Below are 12,515 nucleotides of genomic sequence, written 5' to 3' on the forward strand. Positions count from 1 at the left end.
TTACTGCGCGGCCGGTACGGCAATCCATTCACTCAGGGTTTGCTGATACTTGCCGGTGACTTTACTCAAGTGCAGCCACTGATCGACATACAGTTTCCAACTGATGTCATCGCGGGGCAGCAAGTAAGCCTTCTCGCCATATTGCATGTACTGATGTGGATTCACCGCGCACAAGCCCGGTTTGAGTTTCTGCTGATACAGCGCTTCCGAGGCGTCGGTGATCATCACGTCGGCCTTGTTATCGAGCAGTTGCTGGAAGATCGTCACGTTGTCGTGCAGGGCCAGTTGCGCCTTGGGCAGGAAGGCGTGGACGAAGGCTTCGTTGGTGCCACCGGCAGGTTCGACCAGACGCACATTGGGCTGGTTGATCTGTTCCACCGTCTGGTACTTGCTGACATCGACGCAGCGCACCAGCGGGATCTTGCCGTCGGTGTCGAGGGTGTTGCTGAAGTAAGCTTTTTTCTGCCGCTCCAGGGTCACAGAAATGCCGCCCATACCGATGTCGCACTTGCCGGCCTGCATGTCCGGCATCAGGGTTTTCCAGGTGGTTTGCACCCATTGCACTTTGACGCCGAGGCTGTCGGCCAGCGAGCGTGCCATGGCGATGTCGATGCCTTCGAAATCGCCGTCGGGGCGTTTGAAGGTGTAGGGCTTGTAGTCGCCGGTGGTGCAGACGCGCAACTGGCCTTGTTGCTGGATGCTGTCGAGGTGCGAAGGGGTCTGCTCGGCATGCGCGCCGGCGGCCACGGTCAGCAGGCCGCAGAGGATCATCGTGCTTTTTAGGGTTGTCATTGCGATCGGGGCTTCTGAGAAGGACGGTGGCCCAGTGTAGTGAAAGGCTTTCCCGGGTGTCACCCTGCTTCCGGGCTTAACGTGCCTAGCCACGCCACCAGCGCCACGATCAGCAATGCGATTGCCAGTTCAACGACAACGCTGCGTTTTAGCGCATTTGCCGCGACGGCATAGTGTCCATTGCGCAACGCTTGCGCCAACGCCGGACCAAGATGAAAGCGGTTCAACGCCGCCAACACCAACATCCCGGCAAACAGTAAAACCTTGATCGCGAGCAGCATCCCGTAAGTGCCGAGCAAGATTTCGTCCAGTCTCGCACCGACGATGAACAGGTAGTTCACCACGCCGGTAATCGACAGCGTCAGCACAATCACTGCACCGATCCACTCAAAACGCCGAACCGCAAACGCCAGCGAACGAATGCGAGCTTCATCGACCGACCCGCGCGCCATCAACACCAGCGCCAGCATCGCCCCCAGCCACGCGCCCGCCGCGAGCAGGTGCAGAATGTCGCTGAGAAAATGCCAGAACCGCAGTGTTCCTTCGGCCATCGCCCCGTGCCCGCTCCAGGCCAAAGAGGCGAGGGCGATGGCGCCAGCCACCGATGCGAGCCACGCGCCCGGCCTGATCAACACCACGATCAGCGCGATCATCCGCAATGCCCACGCCAGCCCGACATCGGTTTCCAGCAGCATCATTTGCAGGTGCGGCCACAACGCCGCAAGCGCTGTTTCGCCACTCATGGCGCGGGTCATCAGCACCAATCCTGCCACTGACAACAACGCCCCGATCAATGCCATCCCGCGCAGCATCGGCCGAAAGCGCAGCAGCGTCCCTGCGCTGTACAGCGCAAACAACGCCAGCCCGAACAACAGCAGCAAATCCACATACAACGCAAACCGCAGGACGATGTTGATCAGCTCAGCCATCGCTTACTTCACTTTGAAGGTGACGTTGCCGGTGATCGGGTGCGTGTCGGAAGACACCGCGCGCCATTGGACTTGATAGGTGCCGGCGGGCAGCGGCGCGAGCGGGGTGATCAGCATGCTTTTTGGGTCGCTGCCGGCGCTGACTTTGGCTTTCATCGGCATCGGCGAATGGGCCATGCCGGGCATTTCGGTCATGACCAGTTTGGCGCCGGAGAATTTTGTCAGCAGGTTCTCGGAAAAATGCAGTTCGATCTTGCCGGGCGCGGCGCCGTCGGCACCTTCGGCCGGGGTCGACGAGAGCAGTTTCGGGTGGGCTTGGGCGAGGCTGCTCATGAGCAAGCCGCTGGCGAGTACAAGGGTGATTTTCAAGGTGCGCATGCAAGAGCTCCGGGTTGTTTTTTTAGGGGATTCAGAACCACAGCCGCACGCCGAGGACGAGGCGCGCTTCGCTGCGATCCTCGCCTTCTTCGCGGGCGTAATCGGCGGTGTTGCCGTAGGTGCGGTTCCACGTCACGCCGATGTACGGCGCAAATTCGCGGCGGATTTCATAGCGCAGACGCAGGCCCGCCTCGGTGTTGGAAAACCCGGAACCGATACCCCGTTGCGCATCGTTTTTGCCGTAGACGTTGAGTTCGGCGGTGGGCTGCAGGATCAGGCGATTGGTCAGCAGGATGTCGTAGTCACCCTCCAATCGCAGCGCGCTCTGGCCACCCTCACCGATAAACGCCGTGGCCTCGGCTTCGAAGTTGTACAGCGCCATGCCCTGCAGGCCGAACGCGGCCCAAGTCTGCGGCGCGCCGGGTTTGAAGTCCTGACGCACGCCGCTGACCACGTCCCACCACGGCGAAATCGCATGGCCCCAGAGTGCTTGAATCTCTGCGTCTTCGGTCTTGCCGTTGCTGCGCTCGCCTTCGGAGCGCAGCCACAGACGATCAATGTCGCCACCGATCCAGCCGGACAGATCCCAGGCCAACGCGCTGCCGTCATCGGCGTCCTGCCATTCGAGTTTGTCGGCGAGGAAGTACGTGTTGATCGCGCTGTCGTGGACTTTATGGCCGCCGGGGCTGGTAAATACGGCGGCGCGGTCGGCGTCGGTCAACTGCGGGATCGGCGTGCGACTTTCCGTCGGGGCGGCGGGCTGCATCCTGCCGTCGTCCATGCTTTGCATCGCGGAATGATCCATGCCGGACATCTGGCTGTGATCCATGCCCGGCATGTCGCCGGCGGCCATCGCCGAGCTGCCGACCAGCAGCAAAGAAAACGCGGTGAGTCGAGTCATCAGCGGCCCCTTCATGCTTCCACCCGCACTTCGCGGAACATGCCCGTTTCCATGTGGTACAGGAGATGGCAGTGATAGGCCCAGCGACCGAGTGCGTCGGCGGTGACGCGGTAGGTGCGGCGCGTGCCGGGCGGCATGTCGATGGTGTGTTTGCGCACCTGGAAGTCGCCGTTTTCGTCTTCCAGATCGCTCCACATGCCGTGCAGGTGAATCGGGTGGGTCATCATCGTGTCGTTGACCAGCACCAGGCGGATGCGCTCGCCGTACTTCAGCCGCAAGGGCTTGGCGTCGGAGAACTTGATGCCGTTGAACGACCAGGCGAATTTCTCCATGTGCCCGGTCAGGTGCAGTTCGATTGTGCGGCTCGGGTCGCGGCCATCCGGGTCTTCGAAGGTGCTGCGCAGGTCGGCGTAGGTGAGCACGCGACGGCCGTTGTTGCGCAGGCCGAGGCCGGGGTCGTTGAGTTTGGGCGCGGTGGTCATGGCTTGCATGTCGACCAGCGGATTGTTTTTTTCGCTGTCAGGATGGGATTGCATCGGGCCCATCGCCGAGTGATCCATGGTGCTCATGTCCATCGAGCCGTGATCCATGCCGCCCATGCCCATGTCGTCCATGGTCACCAGTGGGCGCGGGTCCAGACCCGGTACGGGCGCAGATAACCCGGCGCGAGTGGCGAGCGTGCCACGGGCATAACCGCTGCGATCCATGGCCTGGGCAAACAGGGTGTATGCCTCGGCGTCCGGCTCGACGATGACGTCGTAAGTCTCGGCCACGGCGATGCGCAGTTCATCGACGCTGATCGGTTTGACGTGCAAGCCGTCCGCCGCGACTACGGTCATTTTCAGTCCGGGAATGCGCACGTCGAAGTAGGTCATGGCCGAGCCATTGATCAGGCGCAGACGCAGTTTTTCCCCGGGGCGAAACAGGCCGGTCCAGTTGTTATCTGGCGCGTGGCCATTCATGAGGAAGGTGTAGGTGGCGCCACTGACGTCGGCAATGTCGGTGGGATTCATGTTCATTTCTGCCCACATCTTGCGATCGGCCACGGTGGCGCCCCAGCCTTTTTCGCTGACGTCCTCGATGAAATCGCCGACGGTGCGCTTGTGGAAGTTGTAGTAGTCGGATTGTTTTTTCAGGGTTTTCAGCAGACTGGCCGGATCTTCGTCGGTCCAGTCGCTAAGCATCAGCACGAACTCGCGGTCGTAGTGGAACGGCTCAGGGTCTTTGGCGTCGATCACCAGCGGGCCGTAGACGCCGGCCTGTTCCTGCAACCCGGAATGGCTGTGATACCAGTAGGTGCCGTTCTGCCGCACCTTGAATTGATAGACGTACACGCCACCCGGTTCGATGCCGTGAAAGCTCAGGCCCGGCACGCCGTCCATGTTCGCCGGCAGCAGAATGCCGTGCCAGTGAATCGAGGTGCTGGCGCTGAGCCGGTTGCGCACCCGCAGCGTCACGGTGTCGCCTTCGCGCCAGCGCAGCAAAGGGCCGGGCAGGCTGCCGTTGATGGTCATCGCCGTGCGTGGGCTGCCAGTGAAGTTGACCGGGGTTTCGCCGATGAACAGCTCGAAGTTGCTGCCGCTCAGTTCATGCAGTTGACCGGGCGCATTGAGCGCCCAGACCGGCGTGCGCCACAGGCCCAGGCCACCGAGCAGGCTGCTGGCGGCGAGGCCTTTGACGAAGGTGCGTCGTGATGGGTTGGAAGGCATGCGCTGGAAATCCCCGTTTAACTCATGACGGGGAGGCTAACCAGCGCCAGCTTTCAGTTGGCTGAGGCGGGGATTACAGTTTTGACAGGTTTAACGCGGCAAACGTCCCGAGATCCATGCACATTCCACCCTCGGACTTCCAGTTGGCAGTGCTCGCTTTGGCTTTGTGTAACAGCGGTAGCCATTCGTGCAGCGCTCCCAGGTTGTTTTTGTAGCCTGGGATATGACTGGCGCTCACATACTGCATGAACTCGGCTTGCCCGGTAGCCGAGTAGAAGACTGGCTCATTGGCGCCGTCCTCTTCTGCAAAGCAGAACTGCTCACCATCGTGATAGAAGCTGATGAAGTGTGCATGCTGCGGGATATCGCTCCAGCTCTCCCAGCCAAATGCCGGTTGCCCTTGTTCCGTCGACTTCTGCGCCAGAGCCTTTTTGCCTTTGGTGGACATATCGTGAATGTCGACAGTGACAAACCAGCGTTCCGAGCCGAAAGCTTCAGGGTTTTTCACGGCCGCCGCGATCAGCGAGTCTGGCTGTGTGTCTTGCGCCTGCCGGAATTTTTGCCGGGCTGTCCAGGCCGCTTCGATTTGTTTGAAGTAGGCACTGTCGACATCGATGGCATCCGACTCAGACCAGCGTTCAGCGAACCAGCGTTTTGCGTCCTGTATCGCTACGGTATCGTCCGTCAGGATGCCGAGTTCAATCCAGTGATTGGCTGCCTGACCTTCAATGCCCAAGCCATTGGCCGACGCGTTGGCGCTTCCTGCGATCATTTCGTTTTCGCCAATGTAAGTCTTGGCATGGAGTCGAGGGAGGCTGCGAATGTTCGCTGGATGCAGTTGGAGCAGTTGCCTGACCACTGCGGGGTTGGTCGCCCCTGCAGACAAGTCGAGGAGAATGCGGACGTCTCCACGGCGTTGATCCAGACCCAGTTCCGTTATGGCGCGTTCGCCCCAAAAGGCGACGGCAATGTCCAATGAACCTTTGACTTCGCGCGCCCATTGAGCGAGTTGTTGCTGGTTTTGAATCAGACGTGTCATCAGTACAACTCTAAGAGGTTAATAGAAGATCTGCCGGGGCTGTCGATCCTAGAGGCCAAGCCCTTCCTGCACGACCTGCAGCAAGTTGTTTTCGGTCAGGGCGATGGCATCCAATTCCTGCCCGGTTTCGACGGTTTGCAACCACCAGTGGCTTTCGTGGTGTTCATCGACGGTTCGCAACAGATAAGTGTTTCTTTCCGGCAGGGTAATCTGCAGCCGCCCGGCGCCATCCTCGGTAAACCGCGCAATGGGATCGAATGTCAGGCTTCGATCATTGGCCTCGATCACCAGTTGATCAATTGCGTAGTCATGCGCCTCACCATCCGGTGAAGTTTCGCAAACATGCGTAGGATTTCGCCGAATCTTCAGTCCTACTTCGGTGACGGGCTGCAACCACGCCTCAATGCGGTGGTACAAGTCATACACCTGAGCAGGCCAGCAATCGATTTCCAGTGCCGCATCCGCGTGGGTATGCCGGGTTTGTTTGAGTTTGGCGGCGAGTTCGTCTGCTTTACTCATTTTGGTTCCCTTGGTTTGGTGGCTGCCTGTTAATCGTAGACCTTTCAACGGCGTACGGCTTTGCCTTGCGTCATGCGCTTGCAACACAAGCGTGTCGAAATCAGCGCTGGCCAAGTCGGTCAGGATCAAAAACCATGGACGCAGGCGTCCCAAAGGAGTGGGTACATGAAAAAGCTGTTTACAATTTTGGCGGTGATTGCGCTGACGGCCGGTAGCATCGGTTTGAGTTCGGCGCGCCAATCACAGTCCAGCAAGGCCCAGGCGGAATCGGTGGCGGGGGTGTTCGATTACTACCTGCTGGCGCTGTCCTGGTCGCCGACCTTTTGTTTGACGCACAAAGATGACTCGCAGTGCACTGGCAAGGGCTACGGCTTCGTGCTTCACGGTTTGTGGCCGCAATACGCCAAGGGTGGCTGGCCGGAGTCCTGTCCACCGCTGACCACGCTCTCGGCGGCGGAAACCAGCCAGGGCCTGACGCTGTTCCCGACCAAAAAACTGCTCGACCACGAATGGTCCAAGCACGGCACCTGCAGCGGCCTCGGCGCGATGGGCTATCTGGATGAAGCGGACAAAGCGGTGGCGGCGGTGAAAATCCCGCAGGAACTGCAACCGTTCAGCTCCTCGTATTACTTCCAGGCCCAGGAAATTGCCGACCTGTTCCGCAAGGCCAACCCGGGCATTCCGGCCGATGGCATCGCGGTCATTTGCAGCGGCCCGGAACTGTCGGAGGTGCGTGTGTGCATGGGCAAGGATCTGCAGTTCGGCGCGTGCGGCAAGGGTGTGAAAACCCAGTGCCGGGCGGGGGATATTCGCGTGCCGCCGTCGCGTTGATCTGATTCAAGGTCGAGAGAACCACACTGACCCTGTGGCGAGGGAGCAAGCTCCCGCGCCACAGGGTTTTCGACAAGCCTGAGCTATCAGGCAAATCCCCCGGCATCCACCCCCAACTCCCCACGCAAAAACTCCACCAATCCACGCTGCAACCCACTCAAAACCCCATCACGACTGACCAGCGCCAATTCCGTCGGCGCCAGTTCCGGCAAATCTGTACACACCTGATGCTCAGGCAATACCGCCGACACTGGCAGCACCGACACCCCCAGCCCCGAAGCCACCGCCGCTTGAATCCCGGTCAGGCTGTGACTGCCGAACGCCACCCGCCACGGGCGCTGAGCAACATCGAGCAAACGAATGGCGCGCTGCCGATACAGGCAGCCTTGCGGAAACAACGCCAACGGCAGCACGCCAGCGGATGAATCAAACTCCGCGCCTTTGACCCACACCAGTCGTTCCGGCCAGGTCGCCCACGCCGGGCCGCTGTCGGGTTCGCGTTTGATCAGGGCGATGTCGATGTCGCCGGCATCCAGACGCTGGCGCAAATCGAGGCTCATGCCGCTGAGGGTTTCCAGCCGTGCTTGCGGATGGCTGCGGGTGAAGCCGGCGAGGATCAGCGCCATGCGCCGGGCGTCGAAGTCTTCCGGCATGCCGATACGCAGGATTTCCAGGTCGAGGTCACTGGCCAGCGCTTCAGTGGCTTCTGCCGAAAGCGCCAGCAAACGCCGCGCATAGTGGATCAGCAGTTCGCCGTGCTCGGTGACGGTGACATTCAGCCCGGTACGGTCGCGCAGCAACAGGGCGTGGCCGACCAGCTCTTCGAGTTTGCGCACCTGCTGACTGACCGTCGATTGGGTGCGGTGCACGCGCTCGGCGGCGCGGGTGAAGCTGCCTTCGTCGACCACGCAGACAAAGGTTTTCAGCAATTCCAGGTCCAGCATGGCGGCGCTCTCGATAGTGATTATTCAACTGACGATTGGCTATTTATTTAATTTCACACTATCACCGAGCGCTCTTAAGCTGAAGTCCTCACTACGGAGGATTCGACCAATGACACTCATCCACACACCGCGCCCGCAGTGGCTGACCTTCGATTGCTACGGCACTTTGATCCAATGGGACGAAGGCCTCAAAGCAGTAGTCGGCGAAATTCTCAGTGAGAAGGGCGAGCATCAGGTCGATGTCGCTCATCTGATTGAAGTCTATGACCGTCATGAACACCGCCTCGAACAAACCCCGCCGCACCGTTCGTTCCGTGAACTCAGCACCCTTGGCCTGCAAATGGCCCTGGAAGAATCGGGCCTGCCGAGCCTGCCCGAAGACAGCCAGCGTCTGGCAGCCGCGATCCCGAAAATGCCGCCGTTTGCCGAGGTGATCGAGACCCTGCGTGAATTGAAAACCATGGGTTTCAAACTGTGCATCGTCTCCAACACCGACGACGACATCATTGCCGGCAACGTCGCGCAACTCGGCGGCTACATCGACCGGGTGATCACCGCGCAACAGGCCGGTGCCTACAAACCGGCGCCACGGCTGTTCGACTACGCTCATGAACAGTTGGGCGTCGGTCGCGCAGAGGTGGTGCACATCTGCGCGAGCCCCATGCTCGACCACACGGCGGCGCGGGACATGGGTTTTCGTTGTGTATGGATCGATCGCGGCACCGGTCGCCAATTGCTGCCGGACTATCGCCCCGACGCCATCCTCAACCGCCTCGATCAAGTGTTGCCGCTGTTCAAATCCCTCGGTTGGTAACGGAGAATCGTCATGGCTCACACCCTGGCCGCCAGTGTGCAGGCTGCACGTTTGACAGCGCTGAACCTCGACACAGAAGCGATCATCACCGCACGCAGCGAGCTGGCGGCATGCTTTCAACTGGCCGCGCTGCATGGGTTGGAGGAGGGCATCTGCAATCACTTTTCGGCGATGGTGCCGGGGCATGACGATCTGTTTCTGGTCAATCCCTACGGCTATGCCTTCGCCGAAGTGACCGCGCAGAATCTGCTGGTCTGCGACTTCGAGGGCAACGTGGTGGAGGGTGAAGGCCTGCCGGAAGCCACGGCGTTTTACATTCACGCGCGTCTGCATAAACAACTGCCGCGAGTGAAAGTCGCGTTCCACACCCACATGCCTCACGCCACGGCGTTGTGCCTGCTACAAGGGCCGCCACTGTTGTGGCTGGGGCAGACCGCGCTGAAGTTCTATGGGCGCACGGCGGTAGACGAGGATTACAACGGTCTGGCGCTGGACGCGTCAGAAGGCGACCGCATCGCCAGTGTCATGGGCGATGCTGACATTCTGTTCCTGAAAAACCACGGTGTGATCGTTGCCGCGCCGACCATCGCCGAAGCCTGGGACGACCTCTATTACCTGGAGCGCGCCGCGCAGGTGCAACTGCTGGCGATGGCCACGCAACGGGAGCTGAAACCGGTGCCCCACGCCATTGCGCAACGGGCCTATGAGCAGATGCGTGAGGGCGATGCGCAAAGTGCGCGGGCGCATCTGCACAGTGCGATGCGGCGTCTGGCCCTTCATAACTGACTAACCCTAAAGAGGCATCGAAAATAAATCTGCGAACAGCGATCATCCAAATTCGCTGCGCGCCGATATACCTGGGCGGGAGCGGGGCGTTTGCCCCGTAGATTCCGGTGGGCTACGCTCACAAACATAAGGGTTTCCCTGCTGGCGCCCTTGTCGTACCTGCCCAGGACTTGCTTTTGCCTATCCCCATTCACGACCCACATCAGGCCCCCGGAGGCACCCTTAAACGCCTGCCGCTACGCAAAGCGGCTGTGCTGTTTATCGTTGCGGTGGGGTTGTGCCTGTCCGGTTTGCTGTACCTGCAACTGGAGCAGTCGCGACGCCAGGATCTGGCGGTGGCAAAAGTCGCGTCGAGCAACCTGACCCGGGCGATGGCCCAGCAGGCTGAGGACACCTTCCTGGCTGCCGATCTGGTGATGACCAGCCTGGTCGACTGGATTCAGGAGGACGGTTACGGCGCCGCGCAGAAGCCGCGTCTGCAGAGAACCTTCGCCCGGCGCGTGCAGCAACTCGATCAGTTGCACGGCATGTTCCTGTTCGATCGTGATGGGCAGTGGGTGATCACCTCATTTACTGATCTGCCCCGTGGCAATGGCGTGGCGGACCGCGAGTATTTCAAATTCCACCAGCAGAATGCCTCGACAGTGGCGCACATCGGCCCGGCAATCCGCAGCCGCGAGAACGGCGAGTGGATCATCCCGATTTCCAAACGCGTCAATGATCACGCCGGCAATTTTCAGGGTGTGTTGCTGGCCGGGATCAGGATGTCGTACTTCGACCGCTTCTTCGAAAGCTTCAGCCTCGATGACCAAGGCATCATGTTTCTTGGCTTGAGCGACGGCACTTTGCTTGCCCGCCGTCCGTTTGATGAGAGCCTGATCGGCACGTCGCTGGCGCAAGGACGGATTTATCGCACGTTGCTGCCCGAGGCGGCAGCTGGCACGGCGATGATCAATTCGGTGGTCGATGGTGTTGTGCGTTTGTACGGTTATCGACGCTTGTCGGCGTATCCGTTGGTGGTGTCGTCTGCGACCTCGCGCGACACGATTCTCAAGGGCTGGTACGAGCGTGCGTTCCAGTCGAGTGTGATTGTCGCGCTGGTGATTCTCGGCGTCGGCCTGTTTGGCTGGGTGTTCATTCATCAGGTGCGCGACGGCGAACGGATCGAGAAAAACCTGCGCAAGGCCCAGCGCGCACTGGAGCAGATTGCGACCCACGACAGCCTGACCGGATTGGCCAACCGACGTTTGTTCGAGCGTTCGCTGGAGATCGAATTTGCCCGGGGCGCGCGGCAGGTCAGTCCGGTCAGCTTGATCATGCTCGATATCGATTTCTTCAAACGCTACAACGACGCCTATGGTCATGTCGCCGGCGATCATTGTCTGACTCAGGTCGCCCAAGTGCTGCAGACGTGCTGCCAACGCAAATCCGATCTGGCGGTACGCTACGGTGGTGAAGAGTTTGCGGTGTTGTTGCCGGACACTGACATCAACGGCGCGCTGGCGATTGCCGGACAGATCCGCCGCAGTGTGATCGACAAGCACATCACCCATAGCGGCTCGCCGACCGGGTATCTGACGGTGAGTCTGGGCTGCTATTCATTTATCCCGAGCGGCAATGACAGCCTGGAAGTGTTTATCCAACGCGCCGATGCGGCGCTGTATCAGGCGAAAAATGCCGGGCGCAATCGTGCGGCAGTGTTGTCGCTGGACAGCGGCCTGGCCGAATTGATGCGCTCGGACCGCTGATCCAAAACCTGGCACAAACCCTGTGGGAGCGAGCTTGCTCGCGAAAGCGCAGTGTCAGGCGATGAAAATGTTGGCTGATCTACCGCCTTCGCGAGCAAGCTCGCTCCCACAGGGATTTTCATCAGGCCAAGGTTATGTGAATACCCAAACAATCAAGGGTTTTCACCACGGATGGCTCTTGTTCGTTCAGCCGCCAGTGCCACCGCCCGCACCGCCAGTGCCGCCGCCGGCCGAACCTGTGCCGCCGCCAGCCCCCGAACCCGAGCCGCTCGCGCCACCATTGGTGCCAGTCCCGGAACCCATCCCCGAAGACCCGCTGCCACCGGAAGGCGCCCCCGGCGTGTTATCTGGCGGCGTGGTGGTGCTGGTCGGTCCGCCGGATTTGGTGCCGGTAGCGTCAGCGCCGTCGTTGACGGCGAAGCTCGCGGTCGATGCCGTGGCCAGCAGCCCGGCGAGTAATAGCGAAGTGAGTTTGCGCGTGATCATGATCCGTCTCCACAAGGGGTCTGTACCTGATATTGGTCTGACGCGCAGAACCCTTGGTGCCGGGTGGCTGACGAGCGGTCAGCAGCGAAACCGAGTGGCCTCCTGATCTTCGGCAATATTGGCTATTTGCCGGACCGGGTGTGAGGGCTAACGTAACCACACATTCACTTGCTACCCGGAGCTACCATGCAACCTCGTGCCGATTTCTACACCGCTTCCCCAGACGCCTTGAAAGCGATGATGGCTTTGGAAACGGCGGTGTCCAAACTGCCGCTGGAAAAGACCCTGATCGAACTGGTCAAACTGCGCGCTTCGCAAATCAACGGCTGCGCGTTCTGCATCGACATGCACACCACCGATGCGATCAAGGGCGGCGAAACCCCGCGCCGTTTGTTCGCGGTCACCGCTTGGCGGGAAGCGCCGTTCTTCAGCGACCGCGAACGCGCCGCGTTGCTGTGGACCGAATCGCTGACCCAACTGAGCCTGACCCACGCACCGGACGAAGATTACGACGTGGTTGCGGCGCAATTCACGCCGAAAGAAATGGTCGATTTGACCGTGGCGATCAGCACCATCAATAGCTGGAACCGTTTGGCGGTGGGCTTCCGCAAAACCCCACAAGCTTAAGCCTCAACGCAT

14 protein-coding genes are annotated in these 12,515 nt (G+C 60.4%); 5 read left to right on the top strand and 9 right to left on the bottom strand.

The window, feature by feature from the left end; translation table 11 throughout:
• The 7 genes from AC0ZWN_RS04530 to AC0ZWN_RS04560 form a co-directional block, all read right to left on the bottom strand.
• Positions 1–792, bottom strand: a complete 792-nt coding sequence (locus AC0ZWN_RS04530; RefSeq protein ID WP_476334174.1) for a transporter substrate-binding domain-containing protein — start codon at positions 790–792, stop codon at positions 1–3.
• 59 nt (positions 793–851) lie between these two features.
• Positions 852–1,721 carry a copper homeostasis membrane protein CopD gene (gene copD, locus AC0ZWN_RS04535; protein WP_476334175.1) on the bottom strand — a complete coding sequence of 290 codons (870 nt, stop codon included), beginning with the start codon at positions 1,719–1,721 and terminating at the stop codon, positions 852–854.
• Between the two features lie 3 nt (positions 1,722–1,724).
• Positions 1,725–2,099 carry a copper homeostasis periplasmic binding protein CopC gene (copC, locus tag AC0ZWN_RS04540; RefSeq protein WP_476334176.1) on the bottom strand — a complete coding sequence of 125 codons (375 nt, stop codon included), beginning with the start codon at positions 2,097–2,099 and terminating at the stop codon, positions 1,725–1,727.
• 31 nt (positions 2,100–2,130) lie between these two features.
• On the bottom strand, positions 2,131–3,000 hold the full coding sequence (locus tag AC0ZWN_RS04545) for a copper resistance protein B (protein ID WP_476334178.1): 870 nt from the start codon (positions 2,998–3,000) through the stop codon (positions 2,131–2,133).
• 11 nt (positions 3,001–3,011) lie between these two features.
• Entirely contained in the window at positions 3,012–4,709 is a 1,698-nt protein-coding gene (locus tag AC0ZWN_RS04550) for a copper resistance system multicopper oxidase (protein WP_476334180.1), read from the bottom strand.
• A gap of 73 nt (positions 4,710–4,782) precedes the next feature.
• Positions 4,783–5,748: a phospholipase D family protein gene (locus AC0ZWN_RS04555; protein ID WP_476334182.1), complete on the bottom strand. Its 966-nt coding sequence runs from the start codon at positions 5,746–5,748 to the stop codon at positions 4,783–4,785.
• 48 nt (positions 5,749–5,796) lie between these two features.
• Positions 5,797–6,267: a hypothetical protein gene (locus AC0ZWN_RS04560; RefSeq protein ID WP_476334183.1), complete on the bottom strand. Its 471-nt coding sequence runs from the start codon at positions 6,265–6,267 to the stop codon at positions 5,797–5,799.
• 165 nt (positions 6,268–6,432) lie between these two features.
• Here AC0ZWN_RS04560 and AC0ZWN_RS04565 point away from each other — a divergent pair, with 165 nt between their 5' ends.
• A complete protein-coding gene (locus tag AC0ZWN_RS04565) occupies positions 6,433–7,098 on the top strand; it encodes a ribonuclease T2 (protein WP_476334185.1) in 666 nt (221 codons plus the stop codon).
• Positions 7,099–7,184: 86 nt separating this feature from the next.
• On the opposite strand, the gene AC0ZWN_RS04570 is transcribed toward AC0ZWN_RS04565, so the two are convergent.
• A complete protein-coding gene (locus tag AC0ZWN_RS04570; protein ID WP_476334186.1) occupies positions 7,185–8,042 on the bottom strand; it encodes a LysR substrate-binding domain-containing protein in 858 nt (285 codons plus the stop codon).
• Positions 8,043–8,151: 109 nt separating this feature from the next.
• Here AC0ZWN_RS04570 and AC0ZWN_RS04575 point away from each other — a divergent pair, with 109 nt between their 5' ends.
• The 3 genes from AC0ZWN_RS04575 to AC0ZWN_RS04585 all read left to right on the top strand — a co-directional run bounded on the left by AC0ZWN_RS04575 (position 8,152) and on the right by AC0ZWN_RS04585 (position 11,390).
• The gene (locus AC0ZWN_RS04575) at positions 8,152–8,856 is read left to right on the top strand and encodes a haloacid dehalogenase type II (protein WP_476334187.1); all 705 of its coding nucleotides are present in this window, start codon (positions 8,152–8,154) and stop codon (positions 8,854–8,856) included.
• Positions 8,857–8,868: 12 nt separating this feature from the next.
• Positions 8,869–9,642, top strand: coding sequence for an aldolase (locus AC0ZWN_RS04580; RefSeq protein ID WP_476334188.1), 774 nt, complete (start codon positions 8,869–8,871; stop codon positions 9,640–9,642).
• 176 nt (positions 9,643–9,818) lie between these two features.
• A complete protein-coding gene (locus AC0ZWN_RS04585) occupies positions 9,819–11,390 on the top strand; it encodes a GGDEF domain-containing protein (RefSeq protein ID WP_476334189.1) in 1,572 nt (523 codons plus the stop codon).
• Between the two features lie 186 nt (positions 11,391–11,576).
• Here the strand turns inward: AC0ZWN_RS04585 and AC0ZWN_RS04590 are convergent, their stop codons facing one another.
• Positions 11,577–11,876 carry a hypothetical protein gene (locus tag AC0ZWN_RS04590; RefSeq protein ID WP_093433811.1) on the bottom strand — a complete coding sequence of 100 codons (300 nt, stop codon included), beginning with the start codon at positions 11,874–11,876 and terminating at the stop codon, positions 11,577–11,579.
• A gap of 186 nt (positions 11,877–12,062) precedes the next feature.
• Here AC0ZWN_RS04590 and AC0ZWN_RS04595 point away from each other — a divergent pair, with 186 nt between their 5' ends.
• On the top strand, positions 12,063–12,503 hold the full coding sequence (locus AC0ZWN_RS04595) for a carboxymuconolactone decarboxylase family protein (RefSeq protein ID WP_093433813.1): 441 nt from the start codon (positions 12,063–12,065) through the stop codon (positions 12,501–12,503).
• Positions 12,504–12,515: the final 12 nt, after the last annotated feature.

This window comes from Pseudomonas sp. 3B-A001-10F (genome assembly GCF_056313565.1).

What these genes read in the sequence shown, in the direction of transcription:
- AC0ZWN_RS04570 (WP_476334186.1), bottom strand. Translation starts at nt 8,042, where the DNA reads ATGCTGGACCTGGAATTGCTGAAAACCTTTGTCTGCGTGGTCGACGAA.
- copC (WP_476334176.1), bottom strand. Translation starts at nt 2,099, where the DNA reads ATGCGCACCTTGAAAATCACCCTTGTACTCGCCAGCGGCTTGCTCATG.
- AC0ZWN_RS04530 (WP_476334174.1), bottom strand. Translation starts at nt 792, where the DNA reads ATGACAACCCTAAAAAGCACGATGATCCTCTGCGGCCTGCTGACCGTG.
- AC0ZWN_RS04575 (WP_476334187.1), top strand. Translation starts at nt 8,152, where the DNA reads ATGACACTCATCCACACACCGCGCCCGCAGTGGCTGACCTTCGATTGC.
- AC0ZWN_RS04580 (WP_476334188.1), top strand. Translation starts at nt 8,869, where the DNA reads ATGGCTCACACCCTGGCCGCCAGTGTGCAGGCTGCACGTTTGACAGCG.
- AC0ZWN_RS04550 (WP_476334180.1), bottom strand. Translation starts at nt 4,709, where the DNA reads ATGCCTTCCAACCCATCACGACGCACCTTCGTCAAAGGCCTCGCCGCC.
- AC0ZWN_RS04560 (WP_476334183.1), bottom strand. Translation starts at nt 6,267, where the DNA reads ATGAGTAAAGCAGACGAACTCGCCGCCAAACTCAAACAAACCCGGCAT.
- AC0ZWN_RS04565 (WP_476334185.1), top strand. Translation starts at nt 6,433, where the DNA reads ATGAAAAAGCTGTTTACAATTTTGGCGGTGATTGCGCTGACGGCCGGT.
- AC0ZWN_RS04545 (WP_476334178.1), bottom strand. Translation starts at nt 3,000, where the DNA reads ATGACTCGACTCACCGCGTTTTCTTTGCTGCTGGTCGGCAGCTCGGCG.
- AC0ZWN_RS04555 (WP_476334182.1), bottom strand. Translation starts at nt 5,748, where the DNA reads ATGACACGTCTGATTCAAAACCAGCAACAACTCGCTCAATGGGCGCGC.
- AC0ZWN_RS04595 (WP_093433813.1), top strand. Translation starts at nt 12,063, where the DNA reads ATGCAACCTCGTGCCGATTTCTACACCGCTTCCCCAGACGCCTTGAAA.
- AC0ZWN_RS04590 (WP_093433811.1), bottom strand. Translation starts at nt 11,876, where the DNA reads ATGATCACGCGCAAACTCACTTCGCTATTACTCGCCGGGCTGCTGGCC.
- copD (WP_476334175.1), bottom strand. Translation starts at nt 1,721, where the DNA reads ATGGCTGAGCTGATCAACATCGTCCTGCGGTTTGCGTTGTATGTGGAT.